This window comes from Shimia sp. CNT1-13L.2, from assembly GCF_024331145.1.
Lineage (GTDB): Bacteria > Pseudomonadota > Alphaproteobacteria > Rhodobacterales > Rhodobacteraceae > Shimia.
This window is the reverse complement of record NZ_JANDJO010000001.1, coordinates 540343-564430: the sequence shown is the minus strand read 5'-3', so window position 1 is coordinate 564430 and position 24088 is coordinate 540343. Positions and strand designations below refer to the sequence as shown.

Annotated in this window: 25 protein-coding genes; 10 read left to right on the top strand and 15 right to left on the bottom strand. The window is 60.5% G+C overall.

Going from position 1 to position 24088, the window contains the following annotated elements; translation table 11 throughout:
• Positions 1-84 precede the first annotated feature (84 nt).
• Positions 85-987 carry an EamA family transporter RarD gene (gene rarD, locus NNA36_RS02805; RefSeq protein ID WP_255104006.1) on the top strand — a complete coding sequence of 301 codons (903 nt, stop codon included), beginning with the start codon at positions 85-87 and terminating at the stop codon, positions 985-987.
• Here the strand turns inward: rarD and NNA36_RS02800 are convergent.
• Together NNA36_RS02800 and NNA36_RS02795 are read right to left on the bottom strand one after the other, a co-directional pair.
• Complete coding sequence (locus NNA36_RS02800; protein ID WP_255104003.1) at positions 966-1688, bottom strand: SGNH/GDSL hydrolase family protein; 723 nt, start codon at positions 1686-1688, stop codon at positions 966-968. The genes rarD and NNA36_RS02800 overlap by 22 nt on opposite strands.
• 1 nt (position 1689) lies before the next feature.
• Positions 1690-2100, bottom strand: coding sequence for a nuclear transport factor 2 family protein (locus NNA36_RS02795; protein WP_255104001.1), 411 nt, complete (start codon positions 2098-2100; stop codon positions 1690-1692).
• A gap of 99 nt (positions 2101-2199) precedes the next feature.
• On the opposite strand from NNA36_RS02795, the gene NNA36_RS02790 reads away from it, so the two are divergent.
• Positions 2200-2856, top strand: a complete 657-nt coding sequence (locus tag NNA36_RS02790) for an RluA family pseudouridine synthase (RefSeq protein ID WP_255103999.1) — start codon at positions 2200-2202, stop codon at positions 2854-2856.
• A gap of 86 nt (positions 2857-2942) precedes the next feature.
• Positions 2943-3548, top strand: coding sequence for a hypothetical protein (locus NNA36_RS02785; protein WP_255103997.1), 606 nt, complete (start codon positions 2943-2945; stop codon positions 3546-3548).
• A gap of 56 nt (positions 3549-3604) precedes the next feature.
• On the opposite strand, the gene NNA36_RS02780 is transcribed toward NNA36_RS02785, so the two are convergent.
• Positions 3605-5035 carry an aldehyde dehydrogenase family protein gene (locus tag NNA36_RS02780; protein WP_255103995.1) on the bottom strand — a complete coding sequence of 477 codons (1431 nt, stop codon included), beginning with the start codon at positions 5033-5035 and terminating at the stop codon, positions 3605-3607.
• Positions 5036-5250: 215 nt separating this feature from the next.
• Between NNA36_RS02780 and NNA36_RS02775 the strand changes: the two genes are divergently transcribed.
• Entirely contained in the window at positions 5251-5904 is a 654-nt protein-coding gene (locus tag NNA36_RS02775) for a peroxiredoxin (protein ID WP_255103993.1), read from the top strand.
• A 12-nt stretch (positions 5905-5916) separates the two neighbouring features.
• On the opposite strand, the gene NNA36_RS02770 is transcribed toward NNA36_RS02775, so the two are convergent.
• The 4 genes from NNA36_RS02770 to pnp form a co-directional block, all read right to left on the bottom strand.
• On the bottom strand, positions 5917-6726 hold the full coding sequence (locus tag NNA36_RS02770) for a glycosyltransferase family 25 protein (protein ID WP_255103991.1): 810 nt from the start codon (positions 6724-6726) through the stop codon (positions 5917-5919).
• Positions 6723-7445 (bottom strand): FkbM family methyltransferase, encoded by a 723-nt coding sequence (locus NNA36_RS02765; protein ID WP_255103988.1) that lies wholly within the window; start codon positions 7443-7445, stop codon positions 6723-6725. Before NNA36_RS02765 ends, NNA36_RS02770 begins: the two co-directional genes overlap by 4 nt.
• Positions 7442-8314: a glycosyltransferase family 2 protein gene (locus tag NNA36_RS02760; protein ID WP_255103986.1), complete on the bottom strand. Its 873-nt coding sequence runs from the start codon at positions 8312-8314 to the stop codon at positions 7442-7444. The genes NNA36_RS02765 and NNA36_RS02760 overlap by 4 nt, the downstream gene beginning before the upstream one ends.
• Positions 8315-8388: 74 nt before the next feature.
• The gene (gene pnp, locus NNA36_RS02755) at positions 8389-10533 is read right to left on the bottom strand and encodes a polyribonucleotide nucleotidyltransferase (protein ID WP_255103984.1); all 2145 of its coding nucleotides are present in this window, start codon (positions 10531-10533) and stop codon (positions 8389-8391) included.
• Between the two features lie 262 nt (positions 10534-10795).
• On the opposite strand from pnp, the gene NNA36_RS02750 reads away from it, so the two are divergent.
• A complete protein-coding gene (locus NNA36_RS02750) occupies positions 10796-11515 on the top strand; it encodes an SGNH/GDSL hydrolase family protein (protein ID WP_255103982.1) in 720 nt (239 codons plus the stop codon).
• A gap of 36 nt (positions 11516-11551) precedes the next feature.
• Here NNA36_RS02750 and NNA36_RS02745 read toward each other — a convergent pair whose 3' ends face one another.
• The 5 genes from NNA36_RS02745 to truB form a co-directional block, all read right to left on the bottom strand.
• Entirely contained in the window at positions 11552-12403 is an 852-nt protein-coding gene (locus NNA36_RS02745; RefSeq protein WP_255103980.1) for a carbon-nitrogen hydrolase family protein, read from the bottom strand.
• Positions 12404-12540: 137 nt separating this feature from the next.
• Positions 12541-12810, bottom strand: coding sequence for a 30S ribosomal protein S15 (gene rpsO, locus NNA36_RS02740; protein WP_255103979.1), 270 nt, complete (start codon positions 12808-12810; stop codon positions 12541-12543).
• A 141-nt stretch (positions 12811-12951) separates the two neighbouring features.
• Positions 12952-13950: a calcium-binding protein gene (locus tag NNA36_RS02735; RefSeq protein ID WP_255103977.1), complete on the bottom strand. Its 999-nt coding sequence runs from the start codon at positions 13948-13950 to the stop codon at positions 12952-12954.
• 118 nt (positions 13951-14068) lie between these two features.
• Positions 14069-14593, bottom strand: coding sequence for a DUF1643 domain-containing protein (locus NNA36_RS02730; RefSeq protein WP_255103976.1), 525 nt, complete (start codon positions 14591-14593; stop codon positions 14069-14071).
• Positions 14594-14656: 63 nt separating this feature from the next.
• Entirely contained in the window at positions 14657-15562 is a 906-nt protein-coding gene (gene truB / locus NNA36_RS02725) for a tRNA pseudouridine(55) synthase TruB (RefSeq protein WP_255103974.1), read from the bottom strand.
• A gap of 121 nt (positions 15563-15683) precedes the next feature.
• Between truB and NNA36_RS02720 the strand changes: the two genes are divergently transcribed.
• Positions 15684-16589: a heparin lyase I family protein gene (locus tag NNA36_RS02720; protein ID WP_255103972.1), complete on the top strand. Its 906-nt coding sequence runs from the start codon at positions 15684-15686 to the stop codon at positions 16587-16589.
• Between the two features lie 219 nt (positions 16590-16808).
• Here NNA36_RS02720 and NNA36_RS02715 read toward each other — a convergent pair whose 3' ends face one another.
• The gene (locus NNA36_RS02715) at positions 16809-17531 is read right to left on the bottom strand and encodes a phosphodiester glycosidase family protein (RefSeq protein ID WP_255103971.1); all 723 of its coding nucleotides are present in this window, start codon (positions 17529-17531) and stop codon (positions 16809-16811) included.
• Positions 17528-17929 (bottom strand): 30S ribosome-binding factor RbfA, encoded by a 402-nt coding sequence (gene rbfA / locus NNA36_RS02710; protein ID WP_255103969.1) that lies wholly within the window; start codon positions 17927-17929, stop codon positions 17528-17530. Before rbfA ends, NNA36_RS02715 begins: the two co-directional genes overlap by 4 nt.
• 145 nt (positions 17930-18074) lie before the next feature.
• Here rbfA and dapB point away from each other — a divergent pair, with 145 nt between their 5' ends.
• A complete protein-coding gene (dapB, locus tag NNA36_RS02705; protein WP_255103968.1) occupies positions 18075-18884 on the top strand; it encodes a 4-hydroxy-tetrahydrodipicolinate reductase in 810 nt (269 codons plus the stop codon).
• Positions 18885-19031: 147 nt separating this feature from the next.
• Here the strand turns inward: dapB and NNA36_RS02700 are convergent, their stop codons facing one another.
• Positions 19032-19226, bottom strand: a complete 195-nt coding sequence (locus tag NNA36_RS02700; protein WP_255103966.1) for a DUF1674 domain-containing protein — start codon at positions 19224-19226, stop codon at positions 19032-19034.
• Positions 19227-19301: 75 nt separating this feature from the next.
• Here NNA36_RS02700 and NNA36_RS02695 point away from each other — a divergent pair, with 75 nt between their 5' ends.
• From NNA36_RS02695 to purH, 3 genes are all read left to right on the top strand, one after another.
• Entirely contained in the window at positions 19302-20570 is a 1269-nt protein-coding gene (locus tag NNA36_RS02695) for an RsmB/NOP family class I SAM-dependent RNA methyltransferase (protein ID WP_255103965.1), read from the top strand.
• A gap of 116 nt (positions 20571-20686) precedes the next feature.
• Positions 20687-22435: a heparinase II/III family protein gene (locus tag NNA36_RS02690; RefSeq protein WP_255103963.1), complete on the top strand. Its 1749-nt coding sequence runs from the start codon at positions 20687-20689 to the stop codon at positions 22433-22435.
• Positions 22436-22457: 22 nt separating this feature from the next.
• Positions 22458-24047: a bifunctional phosphoribosylaminoimidazolecarboxamide formyltransferase/IMP cyclohydrolase gene (gene purH, locus NNA36_RS02685; protein ID WP_255103961.1), complete on the top strand. Its 1590-nt coding sequence runs from the start codon at positions 22458-22460 to the stop codon at positions 24045-24047.
• Positions 24048-24088: the final 41 nt, after the last annotated feature.

Below are 24088 nucleotides of genomic sequence, written 5' to 3'. Positions count from 1 at the left end.
AACGCGATCACCCGCATCACAGAATTCCGGTTCTGGGTTTCGGCAAGGTGTCGTAGGGTCCGCAGGTTGATTTGGAGCACCAACATGGCCAACACCCCGCAGACCCGGAACGAAGATACACCACAGGGCCTTGCCTTTGCCGTGACGGCCTATGTGCTTTGGGGCTTCCTGCCGCTATACATGAAGGCCGTGGCCCATGTGCCAGCGGTCGAGATCGTGGCGCATCGGGTGATCTGGTCGGTGCCTCTGGCCGGGCTGGTTCTGATCATCCTGCGCCGCACCAAAGACCTGCGGGCAGCGTTGCTCAATCCGCGTATGCTCATGATGGCTTGTGTGACGGCGGCGCTGATCTCCCTGAATTGGGCGACCTATGTCTGGGCGGTGACCAGCGGGAACGCGCTGGATGCCGCGCTGGGCTACTACATCAACCCCCTATTCAGCATCGCCCTAGGCGCCATCCTGCTGCGCGAGCCGCTGACGCGGATGCAACTGGTCGCGGTCGGCCTGGCGGCGCTGGGGGTTGCAGTGCTGATCTACAAGGCCGGATCACTGCCTTGGGCGGCGCTTGGAATGATGGTCACCTGGGGCTTCTATGCCTTTTTCAAGCGCTCGCTGCCGATTGGCCCCAATCAGGGCTTCCTTCTCGAGGTGCTGATCCTGCTTATCCCTGCGCTGGGATACGTGCTGTGGCTGGGTGCGACGGGAACCGGGCATTTCGGTGCGACCGCCTTTGATACGGCCTTTCTGGCCGGGGCTGGCATTGTCACGGCGGTGCCGTTGTTGATCTATGCAAACGGGGCCAAGCTGGTGCGCCTGTCGACCATGGGCATTCTGCAATATATCGCGCCGACGATGATCTTCCTGATTGCCATCTTCCTGTTCGGCGAAGAAATCGATCGCGGCCGGATGATCGCCTTCCCGCTGATCTGGGCCGGGCTTGTGGTCTATTCCGTGCCGATGGTGCGTCAGCTGCGCCGCCCGGCCTGATCCAGTACCAAATCGGCCAGCATCCCTGCCCAGACCGCATAGGCGGCCTCAGAGGGGTGGAACCCGTCGATGGCCGTGAAACGCGGCTCGTAGGGTAATGTCAGCTGCAGGTGCGTCACGCCGTCGTCAGTGCGAGCGATGTCTGCAAGCACGGTATCAAGACGGTCGGCGTGTTTCCCAAGCACCCAACGCAAGGGGTGCGGCAAAAGCGAGAAATGCCGCAACGGGGGCACTCCGGAAAGAACAAAGTGCCGGATGCCGTGTCGATCGCATAGGGCCTTGATCAGCGCGGACTGGCGGGCGTGGAACTTTTTTCGCGGCGTAAAGCGGGTGGTGTCGTTCACGCCATGGATCAGGATGGCGATGTCAAACTCCTGATCAGGCAAGCGGTTCAGTTTGGCCAAAGAGGTCTTGGTGGTGGCGCTGGTTTCGCCCTCAAGGTGCCAGTCAAGGTGGACATGTTCCGCCAGCACGCGGGTCAACTGCCCGCTGAGCGCGGTATCCTGCGACATTGCCCCAACCCCGGCCGCCGAGGAATCCCCGAGGATCAGCAGACGCAGGGCAGGGCCCTTGCCAACCATGCCCGCACGTGGGCCGGGGGGCTCTGGCAGGCGCATCGCCCGGACCCCGAGCCAGACGCCTTGTGCCACCAACACAGGCAACAGCAGGACGCGGGCGACTTGGTCCGGGGCAATGGCCATGTCAGGTCAGGGCATCTTTGAACTTGAGAAAGCGCGGGTCTTTCATCACCCGGGCCATGATCGCATCACGCAGCGCACCAACCGTCTTGTAGGGGCGCATGACCACTTCGAACTTGGCGATCTTGCCCTCGTCGTTCAGCGTGATCAGGTCGACACCCACGGCATCCAGATCGCCAACCCTGCATTGGAACTCGAGCGCCCAGTCGTTGCCCTCGCCCATGATGCGGCGATAGGTGAAGTCCTCGAAAATCTGACCGACGTGGCCAAGGATCGCGGCGGCGGGTTCCGCTCCGGTCCATGTCTTGTAGTAGGTCGGCGGCAGGAACTGCACGTCATCGGCAAGGATTTCTATGATCTTCGTATCGTCCCCCGAGGCAACAATCTCTTTCATGCGATCAATCGTTGGGTGCATCGTCTTTTCCTCCAATTTGCCCCAGCCTGCCAGATGCGCCGTCTCGGGCAAGCATGACGTCGGGTTGCCCCTATCCGCAACTGGCACTAAAGCGGGCGCATGGATACGTCAGCCGAATACAACCCGCCCCATGACCCGCTTGAGGTGCTGCACGAGGATCACGAGATCGTCGTGGTGAACAAGCCCTCGGGCCTGCTGTCGGTGCCGGGCAAGGGGGAACATCTGGCCGATTGCCTGCTGACCCGCGTTCAGGTGGCCTTTCCGACAGCACTTCTGGTGCATCGGCTGGATCGCGATACGTCGGGCGTGATGATCTTCGGTCTGACACCCCATGCGCAGCGCCATCTGTCGATGCAGTTCGAAAAGCGGACCACCAAGAAAACCTATGTCGCGCGGGTTGCAGGGCGGCTTGAGCCGAAATCCGGCACGGTCGATCTGCCCCTGATCGTGGACTGGCCGAACCGTCCCAAGCAGATGGTTGATCACGAGAATGGCAAGCCTGCCGTCACCGACTGGCGGGTGATGAAATACGGCGAAGACGAAACCCGCGTGCGCATGTTCCCCAAGACCGGGCGCAGCCACCAGCTGCGCGTACACATGCAGGCGCTCGGGCATCCGATCCTTGGCGATCCCTTCTATGCCGAAGGCGATTCGCGGGACAGTCATGACCGGCTGATGCTGCACTCCGAGGAACTGCGCGTGCGCCACCCTGACGGCGGGCGAGGCATGAGTTTCCGCGCCAAGGTGCCTTTCTAGGAAACACTGCGGCAAATCGCGATCCCGTGCCATCTTGCGCTTACCGCGTGAAACGCGTCTTCTTGGGCGGAACCAAGGAGAGCAACATGCAAGAGGGCGGGGTTTTTCAAAATCTGTGGCGTTGGGTGACGGACGCGGGCTATCGCGCCTACCGCTCTGATCTGCGCGCCTACCGCGCCGCCCATGGTCAGGACACCCCCGAGGGGTTCACCGGCCTTTTACCCGGCGACATGGTTTGGGACATCGGCGCCGAAACCGGCGACTGGGCCGACGCCATGACCGCGCGCTATGCGGTGACGGTGCATGTCTTTCCCAACACCCGGGACAACGCGTCTCGCCTGTCGCAAAAGTTCAAAGGGCGCTCGGACGTGGTGGTGCACGACTTCGGCCTTGGCAGCGCGTCGGACCAGTTCCTGAAAGATGTGGGCGAGGTATTTGAAACGCTGGGTACGCCTCGCGTGGCGTTGGCCAAGGTGCATACGCGTGGCGGCGAATACGATCTGCTGCCCGCGATGGTGGAGCGTGGACTGATTACCCGCGTGGACCGGATCACCGTCAAATTCCACAAGCTGAGCGAGGGTGACAGAGCCCGGCGCGACGCCATACGCTCGCGTATGGCGCTGACCCATGACTGCGTCTGGAGCTATCCCTTCATCTGGGAGGAATGGCATCGACAGGGTTTGGGGGTCTGAAAAGGAAAGCGCCGGGGACATGCCCCGGCGTTTCCTGATCTGTCAGTTTGGCTGGATCACTCCATCGGGCAGCCCGAGATCGCCTTGACCTCACAGAATTCCTCGATGCCCCAGACACCGCCTTCGCGTCCGTTGCCCGACTGTTTGTAGCCGCCAAAAGGCGAGCCGTTCTGGCGGCCGATACCATTGGTTTCCACCATGCCAGAGCGCACCCGACGCGCCACGCGCAGGCGTTTGTCGTCGTCCTGCGTCTGGATATAGTTGGTCAGGCCATAGACCGTGTCATTGGCCATTTCCACGGCGTGTTCTTCGCTGTCGAACGGCATGATCGACAGGACCGGACCAAAGATTTCCTCGCGGTAGATCGTCATCTCCGGGGTCACGTCGGCAAAGACGGTGGGGCGCACGAAGTAGCCCTTGTTCATGCCCTCGGGACGGCCCAGACCACCCGCCAGAAGCGTCGCGCCTTCCTTGATGCCGGTTTCGATCAGGCCCTGGATCTTGTTGTACTGCAATTCCGACACCACCGGCCCGATGTGACGGCCGGATTCCGTGGTTGGGCCAACCGAGGTGGCCTCTGCTGCTGCCTTGGCAATCTCGAGCGCCTGCGGGTAAAGCGAACGTTCCACCATCATGCGGGTCGGCGCGTTGCACGACTGGCCCGAGTTCTGCATGCAGTGGATCACGCCGCGTTTGACGGCCTTCTCGTCGGCGTCTGCAAAGATGATGTTCGCGCCCTTGCCACCCAGTTCAAGGCTCACGCGTTTGAGCGTATCGGCGGCGGCCTTCGAGATCGCGATGCCGGCACGGGTCGAACCGGTGAAAGAGATCATATCGACGTCAGGATGCGACGAAAGCTGCGAACCCACGCCCATGCCATCGCCGTTGACGAGGTTGAACACGCCCGCCGGGAAACCCGCCTGATCGACCATCTCGGCAAACAGGAGCGAAGACAGCGGCGAGATCTCGGAGGGTTTCAGGACCATCGTGCAGCCCACGGCCATCGCCGGGATCGCCTTGAGCACAACCTGGTTCATCGGCCAGTTCCATGGCGTGATCAGGCCACACACACCGATGGGTTCCATGCGCATCCGGTCTGCGCCCTTATAGGGTTTTTCGAACTCGAAGTTCTCGAGCGCGTCAAGGAACCCGTCAAGGTGCCAGCTGCCCGCGCCCCACTGGTTGTTGCGCGCAAGATCAATCGGCGCGCCCATTTCCATGCGGATCGCCTCGCCCATCTCGTCGCGGCGTTCCTTGTAAATCTCACCCAGTCGGCGGATCAGGGTAACGCGCTCTTCCAGCGGGGTTTCAGCCCACGACGGGAAGGCGGCCTTGGCAGCGGCAACGGCTGCGTCTGTATCGGCCTGATCACCCAGCGAGATCACGGCGCAAACCTCTTCGGTGGCCGGATCGATCACGTCGAAATCGCGGGCGGCGGCCGGTGAGACCCATTGCCCGTTGATATAGAATTGGCGTTTCTCAATCATGGTATTCCTCCCAGAATTTGCTGCACTGTGTCAGGCGGTCGTGGCTCTCGCAACCCCCCGTGCCGCACCGTCACAAGAAATTTGATCAAATTTCTCCAGAAGTCCAGAGCGCCAAGTTTCCCTGAGTTGCAAAGAAAGTTCTACTGCCCCCTATGCAGGCTCTTTCCATCACTTATGTTCATCTCAGTATGAAACGCATTTTCAAGGAGAGACACATGGGTTTGCGCATCAACGATACAGTCCCCGATTTCACGGCTGAAACCGATCAGGGGAGCATCTCGTTCCACGACTGGATCGGCGACAGCTGGGCCATCCTGTTCTCGCACCCCAAGGATTTCACCCCGGTCTGCACCACCGAATTCGGGGCCGTGGCACAGCTTGCCGACGAATGGGACAAGCGCGGCTGCAAGGTGATCGGCGTCTCTGTCGACGGCGTTGAAGACCACAAGGGCTGGAAGAGCGACATCGAAGGCTTTGCCGGTACCAAGGCAGGTTTTCCGATCATCGCCGACGAGGGTCTCGCCGTGTCCAAGGCCTTCGACATGCTGCCGGCGGAAGCCTACCTGCCGGATGGTCGCACCCCGGCCGACAGCGCAACCGTGCGCTCGGTCTTTATCATCGGCCCGGACAAACAGCTCAAGCTGTCGATGACCTACCCGATGAACGTTGGCCGCAACTTTGCCGAGGTTCTGCGCGCACTCGACGGTCTTCAGACCGCAGCCAAGGAGAACGTCGCGACCCCGGCCAACTGGACCCCGGGTGGAGACGTGGTGATCCCGGTCGCCGTCAGTGACGAGGACGCCAAGGCCAAGTACGGCGAGTTCACCACCCACTTCCCGTACCTGCGGATGACGAAGCTGCCTGAGTGATCTTCACCGAAGTTAGTCGTTATAGTCGATAAAGATCCATTTTCCGCCCATGCGCCGCGCGTGCAATCGGGCGGAAATCTCTTTCGCGGCGTCGACGAAGGGGCGCGACAATTCACGACGCAGCTTTGCCAAACCCTTGCGTTTCAGAACTTTACGGGCGCTGTCGAGACCAGATGCCTCGGCGCCGCTTGGGAGGAAGTTGTCTTTTGAGCGTACCTGCTGAACGCAAATCGCCGGAAACAACTGCCAGCGGTCCACATCCATCGAAAGGCCATGTGTCTGATCAAACAGTAGATAATCCACCGGCACGGAAAATTGCTCTGTGCGGTCGATCAACGTGGCGGCGAAGTCACGAGACAGGATATAGCCGCCCGCTCCCAGATGCAGAGATCCAAGGCGGCCAAGCTGGCGATTGGGGCCAACGGGCGCGTAAGGCGGCTCAACCAAAACCTTGCGAGACGTGGTTTCGATCTTGATGACACCAGCGCCCTCGGGCAGCCAGCTGTCATCGTTCAATAGCTGCGTACTGTCCTCGGCGAACTTCAGGTCATCTTCGAACACAGCGCCAAAGGGATATTCCCCCTCGGCGATCTGCTTCCAGGCAGCGCGGTGGCTGAGAAAACAGCCAATTTCAGGGCCGGACATGCGATGCATGCCAATGGCCGGTTCGTGCAGGGCAGCCTGTTCCGTTTCATCCAACTGTCTTCCATCAACCGCGGGCAATCGGGTCAGCGGCAGATCCAATCTTTCCGCCTCGGAGCGCATATGCGCGGCGCGTTGTTCAGCGCGATCAAGATTGATGAAGTAACCGGGTATTTTCATGGTTCGCGGCGCTTGTAGATCACCACATCGTCGGCGCTGTCAATTTGCGCAAAGCCCTGTGCGGCGAGGTGAGTCAGCATCCTGTCCAGATCCTCGAAGCCATCTGGATAGGCATGTGGATGGGTTTCCAGGATAACGGTTTCAAATCGTTCCAGCGCTGCGGTATCCGAAAAAATCAGACTAAGTTCCGCACCTTCGATATCACAAACCAGAACGGCCGGACCGCTCGGCAAGGATGCGGCAACAGTGCCCAATGTTGTCGTGGGGACTGGAACACCCTGATCGGAAACCCGTCCGGTATGGGCATTGTGCCCGAAGTCGAACATGACCTGCTCGGCGCCGGAATAATCCACCGCTGCTTCGATCACCTCGACGCAGCCAGGATTCGCAGTTGCGCTTGCATTGACCTTACATACGGCCGCCAGGGCGGGGTTCGCTTCGACAATGACATGCTTGGCCTGCGGTCCGATCGCTTTGCGGATCAAGGCGGAAACAACGCCGATTGAGCCACCAAGTTCAACCACGTGGGTACCCATTTCCACATGGGCCCGGACAAATCGGGCCTCCGGATCTTCGTACGGCCGACGTCGGGCCAGCAAATAGCGGATTTCAGGATCGACACTTAGAGGGACCGTCACCGTGACACCGTGGACAGAATACTTGTCGCCGACAATCAAACGCCGGGCTGCCAGCAAGAGTCGTCTGTTCAGCTTTGTCATCTTTGTGCTTCCCGCGTCGCGCCGCCATCCCAGAATGAGCTTAGGACACCCGTCAGGTAGGCGACTTGTTTGGCCCGCTTGCGTTTGGAAAACAACACGGCTGGAGAGAGCAGCTGCCGCATCGCGGAATGCAGCGCGCGGGCAAACGGAATCGGACGGCCATGCTTGCGTGTCGCATAGACCCGCGAACGCGCCATGTGCCATGCCTTTAGCGTGGCAATCTCGGGTGACCGCACTGACGAGCGCCCCTCGAGATGGGTGACACGCGCGTTGCTGACAAATCGCAAGGGTCCTACGCTCTGGCGCAATCGAAGGGCGAGGTCATCGTCTTCGTGGTACAGAAAAATATTTGGATCGAACCCTCCAACGCTTTCAAAAGCGCTGCGCCGAACAAAGAAAGCGGCGCCCGACAAAACCGTGACTTCGCTGTCCTGGGCGGGCCAGCCCCGCGGCATCTTGTGCGATTTGGGAAACAGGTGGCTATTGCGTTTGAACAGCTGCGCGCCTTGTGGAGACGCGATCTTGGGGTTGAAGGCCCCCGCGTCGGGATAGGCGTCGGCCGCTTCCAGCAATCGCTCCAGTGCGTCAGGTGCCAAAGCGGCATCCGGGTTCAGGAACAAGAGAAATTCGGTCGTGAGTTCTGCCGCGCCTTGGTTGCACGCCACGCCAAAGCCCCGATTCTTGCCGTTTACGATCAGCTTGGCACCATGCCGGGTGGCCAATTCAGTTAGCTCTGGATCGTCATCGCCTGCATTATCAATCAGAACGACGGGTACTTCATCAGAGATCGTTGCCAACATTTCCGGGAGAACCGCCATGCTCCGGTAGCAAACGGTGACAATGCCAATACGGCTAAGGTCTGTAGTCATAAGAATGCCAAATTCAGGAAAAAGCGGCGGACCGGAAAATCCCGGACCGCCAATTCTCAAATTTCCAGAGGAGATTACTCTTCGCGAGCTTTCTCTTTCTTCTCGATAACAACTTCTTCGCCGGTCTCCTGGTCGACAACTTTCATCGACAGGCGCACCTTGCCGCGGTCGTCGAAGCCAAGCAGTTTGACTTTGACTTCCTGACCTTCCTTCAGAACGTCCGAAGGGTGGTTCAGGCGGCGGTTTTCGATCTGGCTGACGTGTACAAGACCGTCGCGCTTGCCGAAGAAGTTCACGAAGGCACCGAAGTCGACAATCTTCACAACCTTACCGTTGTAGATCTCGCCCACTTCCGGCTCGGCCACGATCGCATAGATCATGTCATAGGCCTTCTGGATCGAGTCACCGTTCGGCGAAGCGATCTTGATCACGCCGTCGTCGTTGATGTCGACCTTGGCGCCCGAAACTTCCACGATCTCGCGGATGACCTTGCCGCCCGAACCGATCACTTCACGGATCTTGTCGGTGGGAACGGTCATGGTTTCGATGCGTGGGGCGTGGACCGAGAAGTCAGCCGCGCCCGAAAGCGCCTTGTTCATCTCGCCCAGGATGTGCATGCGGCCGTCCTTGGCCTGCGCAAGGGCTTTCTCCATGATTTCCGGGGTGATGCCGGCAACCTTGATGTCCATCTGCAGCGAGGTGATGCCGTTTTCGGTACCTGCCACTTTGAAGTCCATGTCGCCGAGGTGGTCTTCGTCACCCAGGATGTCGGTCAGGATCGCGTAGGAACCGTCGTCCTCAAGGATCAGGCCCATGGCAACACCGGCAACCGCCGATTTCAGCGGAACACCTGCGTCCATCATCGACAGCGAACCACCGCAGACCGACGCCATCGACGACGAGCCGTTCGATTCGGTGATCTCGGAAACAACGCGGATGGTGTAGGGGAAGTCGGTTGCTGCGGGCAGAACGGCCTGAAGGGCGCGCCATGCCAGCTTGCCGTGGCCGATTTCGCGACGACCGGGCGAACCAACGCGGCCAACTTCACCAACCGAGTAGGGCGGGAAGTTGTAGTGCAGCAGGAAGTTCGAACGGAAGTTGCCGTGCAGTGCGTCGATGATCTGTTCGTCGTCGCCGGTGCCGAGGGTGGTCACAACCAGACCCTGGGTCTCGCCACGGGTGAACAGCGCCGAGCCGTGGGTCCGCGGCAGCATGCCGGTTTCCGCAACAATCTGGCGGACGGTGGTGGTGTCACGGCCGTCGATACGCTTGCCGCCTTTGACAACGTCACCACGCAGGATGCCCGCTTCCAGCTTTTTCATGGCTGCGCCAAGGTTGGAATCTTCCAGCTGCTCTTCGGTCAGCGCTTCCTTGATCGCGTCACGTGCTGCGGCAACAGCGGCGGTGCGCTCTTGCTTGTCAGTCAGGGCAAATGCGGCGCGCATTTGCTCTTCGCCGGCGGCTTTCACGGCTTCAAACAGCTCGGTGTATTCCGGCGGGGTAAAGTCGAACGGCTCTTTCGCCGCCTCTTCCGCGAGGTCGATGATCAGGTCGATGACCGGCTGGATAGCGTCGTGGGCAAAGGTCACGGCGCCCAGCATTTCGGCTTCGGTCAGCTCGTAGGCTTCCGATTCCACCATCATCACGGCGTCTTTGGTGCCCGCGACAACCAGGTCCAGACGCTGGTCGGGGTTGTTGCGCAGGTCCTGCATGTCATCAACGGTCGGGTTCAGAACGTATTCACCGTCTTCGAAACCAACGCGCGCACCGGCGATCGGGCCCATGAACGGCGCACCCGAAATGGTCAGCGCGGCCGAGGCGGCGATCATCGCAACGATGTCGGGGTCGTTTACGAGGTCGTGGCTCAGAACGGTGCACATCACCAGAACTTCGTTCTTGAAGCCTTCAACGAACAGCGGGCGGATCGGACGGTCGATCAGACGCGCGGTGAGGGTTTCTTTCTCGGTCGGACGAGCTTCACGCTTGAAGAAACCGCCGGGTACTTTACCCGCGGCATAGTATTTCTCTTGGTAGTGAACGGTCAGCGGGAAAAAGTCCTGACCGGGTTTCGGTGCCTTCGCAAAGGTCACGTTGGCCATGACCGAGGTCTCGCCCAGAGTGGCGATCACGGTGCCGTCGGCCTGACGGGCAACCTTGCCCGTTTCCAGTGTGAGCGTCTCTTCGCCCCACTGCATGGATTTCTTGGTTACATCAAACATCATGTTATCCTAGTTGGGAGCACTCCCGGCCCTCCGGGTCTCCCGTTTCATATAGCGGCCCCATTGCCGCCGACCCCTTCCTTCTTCTGTCCGAGTGCCAGGGTCCAAGCACAACGTGTCGGATGCAAGGCCCTTACATGAGATTGAAGCGTTTTGAAAGCAGGGAGTTTGCATCGGCACAGAGTTGCCCTTGCTTTCCCCGCGCCGAACTCCCCATATGTGCCCACGTCCTTGATACTGCGTGAATAGAGCCCCTGAATTGATGCGCCTGCCCTTTTTGATCCTGACCCTGACAGCTTTGGTTTTGTCCGCCTGCGCGACAACGGCACCTGCCCCCAAGGGTGCCGAAGTCTCCCGTTCGGAGGGGCCTCGCATTCTTGCCATGGGCGACAGTCTCATGGCGTGGCATGGGATCAGCGGGCGGTCGATTGCCCATTCCGTTGCGCGCGAACTCCAGGAACCTGTGGTCAACCGGTCTGTCGGCGGCGCACGGATCCTCTACAGGCTCCCGATTTCCGGCGCGGCCGGGTTCCGTATCGAAAGCCAGTTCTCGAGCGACGGCTGGGATTGGGTTGTCCTGAACGGTGGCGGCAACGATCTTTGGCTGGGCTGTGGCTGCAAGGCCTGTGAACGCAAGCTGGACAAGCTGATTTCCCAGAATGGCCGCGGCGGGGCAATTGCCAAGCTGGTCACCGACATCCGCAAGACCGGCGCCCGCGTGGTATGGGTCGGTTATCTGCGGAGTCCCGGCGTCGGCTCGATGATCGACGAGTGCCGTTCGGAAGGCGATGTTCTCGAAGCCCGGATTGCGCGTCTGGCCGATCAGGTCGAGGGCGTCTATTTCCTGTCGAATGCCGAACTGGTGCCGCACGGGGACAGATCGTTCCACGGCGTCGACATGATCCACCCTTCGGTCAAGGCCAGCACGATCATCGGTCAGCGGGTGGCAGAACTTATCAAAGCCGAAGACAAAGACAGGTAGAGCGTTTCAAGCCGCGAACGGCACGCTCGGGTGTCATCAATCCTGGTGCGTCCCAACCGCCCCATAGTCCTCAAGCCGGTCCTTCAAGAACGTATAATCGCGCCGTGCCGCCTCTAGCGTGGCGCGGTCCATCGTGATCAGACGGAAGGTCTCGGCGGTGTTGTCAAAACGGACGGGAGCGATGGTTTCATCCATCCACGGCCAGCAAAACAGCGAATTGCCATAAGTCTGCCCCGCCCGGTTCAGCGAGAGAAAGAACACCTGGTTCTCAAGCGCCCGCGTGGTCGCGAAAGGGTGCCATGTAGCGAAGGATTCGTCGCGATAGTAGGCACCGCAATGCAGGATCACCTCGACACCATGATCCACGGCCAGCGTGCGCGACAATTCCGGGATGCGGATGTCGTAGCAGATGATCGGGGCCAGCCGGAAACCGTTGACCTCAAAGACCAGCAGGTGATCGCCCCGATTGAAATACTCTTTCTCCATCGACGCGCCGTATTGTGCGAGATGCAGCTTGTCGTAACTGCCGATCAGGTCACCGTTTGGGCCGACCACACCTACACTGATGAATGGCCCGCCGTCCCCCTTGCGGGCAAACCCAAAGGAAACGTGGCATCCGAACTCCTGCGCCACCGCCCGCCATGTTTGAAACGACGCGCCATCGACAGGCTCTGCCATCTCGTCCAGTCTGGAAAACGTGTCGCGCGCATAATCGATGCTGGAAAGTTCCGGCAGCATCACCAGATCGACCCGTCTGTCGGCGGCGGCAAGTTCGGCCCGCACCTTCGCCGCGGATCGGGCAAGGTGCGCGTCCCTCTCGGCGGCCGTGGTCATCGGGGGGATGTCGATCTGGCAGGCCAGAAAGGTCAGGGTGTCGGCGCTGGTCATTGGCGGGGTCCTGTCGTCGCAATCTCCGCCCAATTCACCCCGACGCCCGCCATTGCGCAAGGCTTTCCGGTGGCCACAAACGAAAACACCCGCTCCAAAGAGGAGCGGGTGTTTCTGGATCGGATGATCCGGAATGCTTAGCGACGGATGCCGAGACGCTTGATCAGGTCTTGGTAACGTGCTTCTTCCTTGCCCTTCAGGTAGTCCAGCAGCTTACGGCGCTGAGCAACCATTTTCAGAAGGCCACGACGACCGTGGTTGTCCTTCTTGTGGGTTTTGAAGTGCTCGGTCAGGGTGTTGATGCGCGAGGTCAGGATAGCAACCTGTACTTCCGGCGAACCGGTGTCGCCTTCTTTGGTTGCAAATTCGGCCAGAACGCGGGCTTTTTCTTCAACAGTAATCGACATCGGGGTCTCCCATGATTAAGGGTTGCGGGCACAAGCCGGGATGTCGTCCAGCAAGGTCCAGGAAAGTGTCCGGCATACGGATTCGTCCACCGGATGCGCGCGTATAAGAGATATTTCTCCAAAAGGGAAGGGCGAAGCCCCTCAAACGCGTAGCAACTCGGTTGCACCCGGTCCGCCCTGTGGCAAAAGCGTGATGTCTGCCGCAGACAGGCCCCCCCCTCCCATCACGACGGCGACGGGAATGCCATCCACCAGAACCTCGGTTCGGTTCGGGTCATTGGAGTCCTTGCGAATATCAACCTCTGGATCGCCATTCCCGCTATCTTCATACATCAGGACGAGGCTGTCTTCCGAGTCGTTGAAATCGACAATCGTGACCGGACCGCCCACCTGATCCCATTCACTAAGCAGGAAGGTGTCGAGCCCGTCACCGCCATGCGCCATGTCGCCGGCGCCCGCAGTGATCGTATCATCACCCTGACCACCATTGAGAAAGTCCATTGCACCATCGGCGTCGCGCCCGTCAACAAGATCATTGCCGTCCCCGCCGAACAGGGTGTCGCTGCCATCACCCCCTGTCAGGGTGTCGTCACCTTCATTGCCATGCAGCGCGTCATCATCGTTGCCACCCTGCAAAAGATCATCGCCCGCCCCGCCAAGGAGCGAGTCCGCGCCATCGCCGCCGGTAAGATGGTCATCACCAAGGTATCCGGCCAGCCTGTCATCCCCTGCCTCGCCAAGCAGGGTGTCAGAACCGTCCTGTCCGTGAAGGCGGTCGTTGTCGTCCCCGCCAAACAGCGCGTCTTCACCTTCGGCACCGAATAGGTGATCCTGACCGGTGCCGCCATACAGGGTGTCGTTGCCTTCATATCCGTTGATCTGGTCGTCGCCGGCAAGGCCATCAATGTGATCGTCCGTGTTCAGGCCAATCAAGGTATCTGCGCCCTCAGTGGCCTGCGTCGTGTCTTGTGGCGTGTCGACGTCCACCGGCTGCAATGGTGTGCCTGCAATTTCCAGAAGGTCGGTTGTGTCTTGTGCAGCGGCCTCTGCGTTTTCTTCCTCGGGCAGGTCGTTGTTTTCGCTCTCTGACTCGTCTTCGTCCGTGTCAAAACTGAAAACCGCCGTGGATCCGGCCGCCATGACACCAATAATTCCCGCAAGTAACCACATCGCACCAACCCCGTTTGTCCGGAACACAGGCCCCCGCCAAAGTAGGCCACAGGGCATCGCGCCGGTAAACGTCAAACAGGGAACTTGGTTAACGGGTCGTCTCTGGCAGGGTCCAGATTTCTGGCTGCTGGGCGTAGGCGATGTAAAGCGGGTGGCGGGGGTGGCCGGCTTTGGTCAGGCCAAGACAATGGATCGTCCGTCCCGTGCCGCGCAGCACCTCGCGCATGGCGTCGCCTTGTCCAAGGTGCTCTCCATGCGCGCCCCATCCGGCGAGGATCACATCCGCCCAAAGGCAGGCTTGGGAGACGGCGTCGTCATTGTCGGGCCCCTGCGGCTCGGGGTGGGTGCGCAGCAGTTTCGGATCGGTTTCACGCAGGGCAAAGATGTTCACCGCGCGAAACCCGCCGAACCCCAGCGCCCGCGCCCTGCGTTCGCAGCGTTCGATTGTCGGGTCGTTCTGCGCTTCGGTCGCCTTGGAAGGGTTGAGCATGATGAAAGCCACCTTGCGGCCCGCATCATCCCAAACGCGCGTCAGGGAATAGCGGTAGGTTTCGCAATCCGAATAGGTCGCGCTTGAGGCGGCATCGCCCTTTTGAAACTCGCGTGTGATCATCCCGCGTTTGTGCCGTGCCTAGGAACAAGAGGCAAGCGTCCGGAAAGAGAGGGCAACCACGGATCAGTCGACAAAAACCCGGCTGGGATGCAACTCGCCCGCCTTGAAAACACCCACGGCCACGGCCTTGCCCTCGAACGAGGCCCAGCACTCTTCGCCATAGTCGACGTCACTGGCCAGCACCATGCCGGGATTGCCGTGTTTCAGGCGCGTGGCCCCCTCGGCGGTGCACTTCACTTCCGGCAGGACGGCCAGCACCTCTTCCAGCGGCCGCAGGTAGGCGTCCAGATCAGTGGTCTTGGCCTTGGCGTCGATCTCTTCGATGCTGATCCCCTCCGCGGCGGTGAAGGGCCCCGACCAGATGCGGCGCAACTCGCGTACGTGGCCGAAACAGCCCAGTGCCGCACCAAGGTCCCGCGCGATCGAACGCACATAACCACCCTTGCCACAGGTCAGCTCAAGCAACACGTGGTCTTCGTCTTCGCGATCCAGCATCACCAGCGACTCGACCCACAGCGGCCTTGCGGCGATCTCGACGTCTTCGCCGTCGCGGGCAAGCTTGTAGGCGCGTTCGCCGTCGATCTTGACCGCGCTGAACTTGGGCGGCACCTGCATGATGTCGCCGATGAACTGGCCAAGCGCGCCCTTGATCTCGTCATCGCTTGGGCGTGCGTCGGATTGGGCAATCACCTCGCCCTCGGCATCGTCGGTGTTGGTGGCCTGCCCAAGGCGTACGGTGAACTCATAACACTTCAGGTCATCGGTCAGATAGGGCACCGTCTTGGTCGCCTCACCCAGCGCCACAGCGAGAACGCCCGTGGCCTCAGGATCGAGGGTGCCCGCATGGCCGGCCTTCTTGGCCTCCATCGCCCAACGCACCTTGTTGACAACCGAAGTCGAGGTCATGCCCGCCGGTTTATCAACCACCAGCCAGCCGGAAATGTCACGTCCCTTGCGTTTGCGTCCCATGATGCGATCCATTCTTGAGATGAGGCGGCGGCGTAGCGGATGCCATTCCGCTTGTCAATTTCAGTTGCCACGAACGCGGGTCTGACTCTAGCCTGAGAGACAATTGCAGCAGGAGCATTTCATGAAACTCATTCCCATTTTGGTCGCCGGTATTCTGGCCGTCTCCAGCGCGGGCGACGCTATTGCCAAGGAAAAACCGATCCGCAACTCGGTCCTCAAGAAGGTCAAGATCGAGGCACTTTCGCACAAGAGTAAATACCGCTTTGCCTTGGTCAAGGATTTCGCCCGCCGAGGCAGCAAGTCACAGCGTTTCGAAATCCGGCACGGTGATTGCGGAAAGTCGTCCGGTTGGAATGATTGCGACACCGATCGCGGTCGGGTCGAAATGAAGGAAAAGCCCAAGAACGCCATGTCCAAACCCGGGCAGGGCGTCTGGTACGGCTATTCGATGTTCATCCCGAAAAGCTTTCAAAGTCTCGGACGCGCAAACACCCTGCTGGGGCAGGTGAAAGCCGAAGGTTGGCTTACACCGATGTGGTGGCTTACCTTCAATGACCGCCCCTACCTGAAGTTCGCCGACGGTCAGGAATGCAAGCTCGGTTCGCTCTCGTCTTGGAAGGGGCGCTGGATCGACATCACGATCTATGCCCATTACGGCCACTCCGGTCAGAAAACCTATTTCCAGCTCTACAAGGACGGCCGGGTGATCTGCGAGAAACGCTCTCCCTTTATGCCGGCCGAGTACCGCAAAAAGAAACCGAAGCTGGGTTTGAAATACGGCATCTACAACAGTTTCGTCAGCCGATATCTCGCGGCGCGCGGCAAGACTCCAGCCGAAGCAAAGGCCTATAAGCAGAGCCACGAATCCGGAAAATCGAAAAGCCCGTCGCCGACACCGTTCAAGTTCGATTGGGGTGTCGAGTTGCCCACGCATGTCGTGTTTTACGATGAAATGCGATACGGCTCGCGGCGCGAAGACGTGGACGTAAAGATGCTGGAAGCGCGTGGTGTGCCGCCGGTGGATTGAGCGTCGGCGCGGGGTTCGAAGAAGACAGCTGACTTGCGACTTAGCGGGTGGGAACTACCCGGCGGCACCGCCGGGCTGCGCCTGCCTGCCCCCCGGCAGGCGCATTTACGCCCGCCCAGGCAGGCACAGCCCTTGAAAGGGCGTGCGATCAATCCGGATAAAATCTCAACTCTGAGGCCCTAAAGGATGGTCGTTGCGAAGCAGCCGAAAACCGGTGACCTATTCCACAACCCCAACGATCGGCCCCATCGGGAACCCTGCATCTGACCGGCCTAATGCCGGAGCGTGCAGGCGTGAGATGCGGCCATCGAAATAAAGCGCGTTGGGTGTCTGCAAGACGTCCCGGAACAGGCGGGCGAATGCGTGAAACGTCACTTCGTTGTTCGAGATGACAAAGATGGCGCGCTGCCCGTCATCCCGCGTGCCAACGCCATTGCGAATGCGTTTCGAGGTACTGTCGGGAAGGAAACGCGGATGCAGCGCCCCGTCAATGACCAGCATCGGTCCGGATTGGCTGGCGTGGCGGCAATCCGGCTGGGTCGCCGCGAAATCCAGTGTTTCGAAAACATCCGCGCGATCCTCGCCCACGCAGAAAACCCCGTTCGGCAACAGCCCGAAGTTCCCGTTGCTTGCGCCGGTCAAAAGGCGCATCTCTTCCTGCCCGTCCTCGACATAGTGACCGACAGGGCGGCGGTCGGGATGGTACATGCCGGCGTTCATGGCAAAGCTCAGAGTCTTGCCGTCACTCAGGCTGTCTTCGATGGTCTTGAAGGTGCCATAAGGCTGCCCCGCCCCGTCACGCAGGAACAGGCGTAGGTCTTCCTCTGCGGGCGCAACCTCGCAGAGGGAATAGCGATTTCCTTCGTGGGAAAGATCCCGACATTCGACCGCTGCCGCTTCCGTGGCCATCAGGGCAACGAAAAGGGCGGCCCAGCGGATCATTCGTCGGGCTCGATGTCCTGACGCACGTGATCCTGGTTCAGCATCCGGCGGGTCTCGTCCATCTGATCAAAGGTCTGATCCAGCTGGAAGCGAAGGTCGGGTGTGAACTTGAGGCCGGTCTTCTTGCCAATCGCGCGGCGCAACTCGCTCTTGTTACGGGCCAGAAGCTTGAGCACGTCATCCTGCCCCTTACCACCAAGCGGCAGGACATAGGCCGTCGCGATCTTGAGGTCGGGCGAGGTACGGACCTCGCCAACGGTGATGGACATGCGGTTCAGGTCGGGGTCATGCACGTCGCCACGCGCCAGCACGTCAGAGAGCGTGCGGCGGATCAATTCACCTACGCGCAGCTGTCGCTGCGATGGGCCGGGGCCGTCATGGAACTTGTTCTTTGCCATGGACCCCACTTATGCCTTTCACGAGGCTTTGCCAAGCGCCTGCGCTTTGGTTAAACGGGGCCTCGAACAATCGGAAATGCGCACCTCCGCAATACCGACGTAATACCGACGCGTTACAGACACGCCAAAACAAGGGAATTTCACCATGGAAGATCTTCCGGGAATCGTCATCACCGGGGCCTCTGGCCGGATGGGTCAGATGCTTATCAAGACCGTGGTGGATAGCGACAAGGCGCGCCTTGTCGGGGCGGTTGAGCGCGAAGGCCATCCCTGGGTCGGCATGGACATTGGCGAGGCCATGGGCGGTCAGGCGCTGGGCGTTGCCGTTACCGATCAGCCGCTGGAAGCCTTTGCCAAGGCGCAGGCCGTGATCGACTTTACCGCTCCGGCGGCCACGTTGCAGTTTGCCAAGCTGGCGGCGCAGGCCCGTGCGGTGCATGTGATCGGCACAACCGGCATGACGGACGAAGACATTGCCAAGCTCGAACCCTGTGGCCGCCATGCCGTGATCGTGCGTGCTGGCAATATGTCCCTGGGTGTCAACCTGTTGGTTCAATTGACGAAAAAGGTGGCTGCGGCGCTTGACGAAGACTTTGATATCGAAGTGATCGAAAGCCACCACAATCAGAAAGTCGACGCACCGTCCGGCACGGCCCTGATGCTGGGCGAGGCCGCGGCCGAGGGCCGTGGCGTGTCTCTGGCCGATGTTGAGGACCGCGTCCGTGACGGCATTACCGGCGCGCGCAAGAAGGGTGATATCGGGTTCGTGGCCATTCGTGGCGGCGACATCGTGGGCGAACACGACGTGATGTTTGCCGCCCCAGGCGAGCGCATCGTCCTGCGTCACCTCGCCAGCGACCGCGCCATCTTTGCCCGTGGCGCCCTCAAGGCGGCCCTTTGGGGGCAGGACAAAAAGCCCGGTGAATACGACATGATCGACGTCCTGGGCCTCTGATCTTGAAATCGACCCAATTATCAAATCCCCGCTTCCAGATGTCGTAGCGGGGATTTTTGATTCTCCCTCATCGCCGCTCACCCTTCCTTCGTATCGCCGAAATCGACTGGCTCTGGGCTTAGGCCAAGATCGGCGCAGGGCCTGCAATCAGAAATCGATTGCGATGCCCTTCTTCTCCCAGTCGCCGTAGCGGACCGGTTCGGGGCCGTCGCGGCCTCCAAGTTCGGTGGGCATCTCTGGGTCCTTGGCGTTCTTGCGGCGTTCTTCCGCTTCGGCAAGGGCGCGCAGTGCTGCGGGCGGCAGATCGCGCTTTTCAGGGGGATTCTGGGTTTCGTCGCTCATGGCGGGTTCCTTTCCGGATTGCCCCTTGATATACGCGCCCGTCCCTGTTGGACAAGAGAGCGAAGGAGCGTCCACATGTCCCAGACCGGAGTTCAGGCCCGCCGCAGTGCCGTTTACCTTTTGGACAAGGTCATCGGTGAAGGGCGGTTGCTTTCCGAATTGATTGGGGCCGGGGCCTTGGAACGGCTTGAGCCGGAGGATCGTGCACGGGCGCAGCGCCTTGCGCTCGAGACCCTGCGTGGCATGGAGCGCGCGGATCGCATTCTTCAGAAACACCTAGCAAAATACCCGCCGCTGACAGTGCGCAACACGCTGCGCCTCGCGACGATTGAGCTTTGTGCGGGCGGTGCGGCGCACGGTGTGGTGAATGCCGCGGTCGAGATCGTGGCGCGCAACAAGCGGACGGCTTCGATGAAGGGGCTGGTCAATGCGGTGTTGCGCAAGGTGGCGGCGAATGGCGAAGAGGTGTGGCCTACTTTGCGTGTGCCGCGCCTGCCAAAATGGCTGCGCAGCCCATTGGTTGAGGCCTATGGCGGTGATGTTGTCGGGGCGATGGAAGCCGCCCATTTTGCGGGTGCGCCGCTGGATTTGACGGCCAAGGGCGATCAGGGCGCATTGCAACGTTCCTTGGGTGGCGAGCTTCTGGACACCGGCACTGTTCGGCTGACGGATGCGGGACAGGTTTCGGTTTTGCCGGGGTACAAAAAAGGTAGCTGGTGGGTGCAGGACGCTGCGGCGGCGCTGCCGGTGAAAGTGCTTGCGCCGAAAGCGGGCGAGACAGTTCTTGACCTCTGTGCAGCACCGGGCGGCAAGACGATGCAGATCGCCGCGTCGGGCGCAACGGTGACGGCTGTGGATGATTCTGAAAGCCGCATGGGACGTCTCAAGGAAAACCTCAAACGTACGCGGCTTGAGGCAGAGCTGATCGTTGGCGACGTGATGGATCAGGAGGGGCAGTGGGACGCTGTCATCCTTGATGCCCCGTGTTCCGCGACCGGTACGATCCGTCGTCACCCGGACCTGCCCTTTGCAAAAGACGGCAGCGAAATCGGTGGGCTGATCGAGTTGCAGGCAAAAATGCTGAACCACGCACTCTCTTTGGTGAAACCGGGCGGGCGGGTTGTTTTCTGTACCTGTTCGCTGCTTCCCGATGAGGGGGAGTGCCAGGTCGAAGACCTTATTGAGGCGCGCGATGATGTCACCGTGGACCGAGAGGCATTGAATGTGCCGGGAATCGATCCCGAGTGGATCACCGAGGAAGGCGGCCTTCGCCTGCGCCCTGACTATTGGGCGGACAACGGCGGCATGGACGGCTTCTACATGGCGTGTCTGCGCAAGGCGTGATGCGTTTGCAGGTCTTTGCCGGTCTTGCCCATCGCGCCGATTCAATCGGTGACTCCTTAGCGGGTTGAGGCTATCATGCGCTGCAAAACGCCAACATGGCGTAGAGGCAGTACGACATGAGCAATCCCGACGGTGTTTCGGCGCGCTGGACGCGCTTCATGCATCGCGTGCATGCACGCAGGAGCACCCGTGCCCGTGCGGCCACTGCCTTTACCTCGACGCCTGAGCCACGCACGATCGGCAGCTTTGCCAAGGGGCGGCAGTTGGTGGCCGGCAACTACCTGTTCGCGGGTCATCTGGTCGCTGCGCCAGAGGCGGATCTTTGGTCGTTGAACGAAACCGATCCGGTGTTCTGGCAGGAGGTGCATGGCTTTGCGTGGCTGGATGATCTGGCCGCGGTCGGCGACATGGCAGCAAGAGAAAAGGCGCAGACGTGGTTGTGGCAGTGGATTGCCACCTATGGGCGCGGCCGTGGCCCCGGATGGACACCGGAACTGACGGGTCGTCGCCTGATCCGCTGGATCAATCACGCGATTTTCCTTTTGCGGGGGCGAGAGTCCGAGCAGTCGGAGGCATTCTACCGTTCTTTGGGCCAACAGACGATTTTCCTGTCGAAGCGTTGGCATACAACCCCAGCCGGCCTGCCAAGGTTCGAGGCGCTCACGGGTTTGATCTATGCCGGTTTGGCGCTGGAAGGCATGGAAATGCACGTTTCGCCGGCGTGCAAGGCGCTCGACAAAGAGTGCAAGGCGCAGGTGACGGAACAGGGCGGTATCCCAACCCGAAATCCCGAAGAACTTTTGGAAGTCTTCACCTTGCTGACCTGGGCCGCAGCAGCGCTGGGGGACAAGGGCCACGATCTATCGCCAGCACACCTTGAGGCGATTGAACGAATTGCGCCAACGCTGCGCACGCTGCGGCACGCGGATGGTGGTCTGGCGCGGTTTCATGGTGGCGGTCGCGGCCTCGAGGGGCGTTTGGACCATGCGCTGGCAGAGAGCCAGGTGAAGACGCGGCAGGCTGACGGTCTGGCGATGGGATTTGCCCGCCTTTCGGCCGGGCGCACCAGTGTGATCGTGGATGCCAGCCCACCGCCAACAGGTCCGGCGTCGATCAATGCCCATGCCTCAACTTTGGCGTTTGAACTGACCAGTGGCCGACGTCCCGTGATCGTGAATTGTGGTTCCGGATCGAGCTTTGGCGGAGACTGGCGAAGGGCAGGGCGCGCGACCCCGAGCCATTCCACACTTTCGCTGGACGGGTTTTCGAGCGCACGGCTGGGGGAAGCCGGTCGCGGCAAAGGGTGGCGCAACGAAGAGTTGGAAGACGCACCCGTAAACGTGCCGATCCAAATGGGGCAGGCCCCCGACGGGGTGCGCTTTCAAGGCGGGCATGACGGGTATTCTCAGACCCACGGGCTGACTCATGCGCGTACTCTGGAGCTTACATTTGATGGTCGGGGTATGGTTGGCGAAGACCTTCTGGTTGCCCTCGACGATGCGTCCAAGAGACGATTTGATGCGGCTTTTGACGCGACAAGCCTTCAGGGTGTCCCCTACCAGATCCGATTCCATTTGCATCCAGAGGCCGATGCGGCGCTGGATATGGGGGGCACGGCCGTGTCGGTTGCTCTTAAAAGTGGGGAAATCTGGGTGTTCCGGCATGACGGAACCGCCAATTTGACGCTTGAAGCCAGTGTTTACCTAGAAAAAACGCGTTTGAAGCCCCGCGCGACAAAACAGGTCGTTCTATCCGGCGTCGCAATGGAGTATGCGACGCGCATCCGGTGGTCCATGGCCAAGGCGCAGGAATCTGCAGTTGCCATCCGAGACCTCAACCGGGATGAGCTGGATATGACAACCTGACCCTACGGGACCCCTATACGATATGACCGATCTGACACCCATCCGCCGCGCACTGATTTCCGTTTCCGACAAGACCGGACTGATCGAGCTGGGCACCGCGCTTTCCGAGCGTGGCGTCGAACTGCTCTCGACCGGTGGCAGCGCCAAGGCAATGCGCGATGCAGGTCTGGACGTAAAAGACGTTTCGGAAGTCACCGGGTTCCCCGAGATGATGGATGGTCGCGTGAAAACGCTGCACCCCAAAGTGCACGGTGGTCTCTTGGCGCTGCGCGATAACGACGAACACGTTGCGGCGATGGATGAGCATGGCATCGGTGGCATCGACCTTCTGGTGGTGAACCTCTACCCCTTTGAGGCGACCGTTGCCGCGGGTGCGGATTATGACACCTGCATCGAGAACATCGACATTGGTGGTCCTGCAATGATCCGAGCCGCCGCCAAGAACGCGGCCTTCGTCAACGTGATCGTTGACGTGGAAGACTACGAGAAGCTGTTGGGCGATATGGACCAGCACGGCGGTGCGACCTGTCCGAAGTTCCGCAAGAAGCTGGCGCAGAAGGCCTATGCCCGCACCGCCGCATATGACTCGGCTGTATCGAACTGGATGGCGGGTCAGCTCGAGCTGGAAGCAACCAAGCGCCGTGCCTTTGCCGGTGAGTTGAAGCAGACCCTTCGTTACGGCGAAAACAGCCACCAAAAGGCCGCCTTCTACACCGACGGTTCGAACCGTCCGGGCGTTGCGACCGCGGTTCAGCTTCAGGGCAAAGAGCTGAGCTATAACAACATCAACGACACCGATGCGGCTTATGAGCTGGTGGCAGAGTTCGATCCGGCCAACGGCCCGGCCTGTGCGATCATCAAACACGCGAACCCCTGTGGCGTTGCGGTGGGTGAAAGCCTTGTCGACGCGTATCAGAAGGCTTTCGACTGCGACCGCACCTCGGCCTTTGGCGGTATTGTTGCCCTGAACCAGCCGCTGGATGCAGAGACGGCCACCAAGATCGTCGAGATCTTTACCGAGGTCGTGATTGCACCCGGCGCGTCGGATGAAGCCAAGGAAATCTTTGCGGCCAAGAAGAACCTTCGCCTGCTGCTGACCGAGGGCCTGCCGAATACCCGCGAGCCGATCGTTGCCTACAAACAGGTGGCCGGCGGTATGCTGGTTCAGGACAAGGACGTGGGCTATGTCGGCCTGGAAGATCTGAAAGTCGTGACCAAGAAAGCGCCGACTGAGCAAGAAATGGCCGATCTCTTGTTTGCCTGGAAAGTGGCGAAACACGTGAAGTCGAATGCGATTGTCTACGTCAAGGACGGTGCGACTGTCGGCGTTGGTGCCGGTCAGATGTCGCGCCTCGACAGTGCCAATGTCGCGGCGGCCAAAGCCGAGCGTATGGCCGCCGAAATTGGTCTGGACGAAGTGCCGACAAAGGGCTGCGCCGTTGCGTCGGATGCGTTCTTCCCGTTCCCTGATGGACTGCTCGAAGCCGCCGCGGCGGGTGGCAAGTGCGTCATTCAACCCGGTGGCTCCATGCGTGACGAAGAAGTCATCAAGGCGGCGGACGAGGCCGGTATCGCGATGGTCTTCACGGGCATGCGCCACTTCCGTCACTAAGACACCCTTTCTCCGCCCCGGTGCGATCTGCGCGTGCCGGG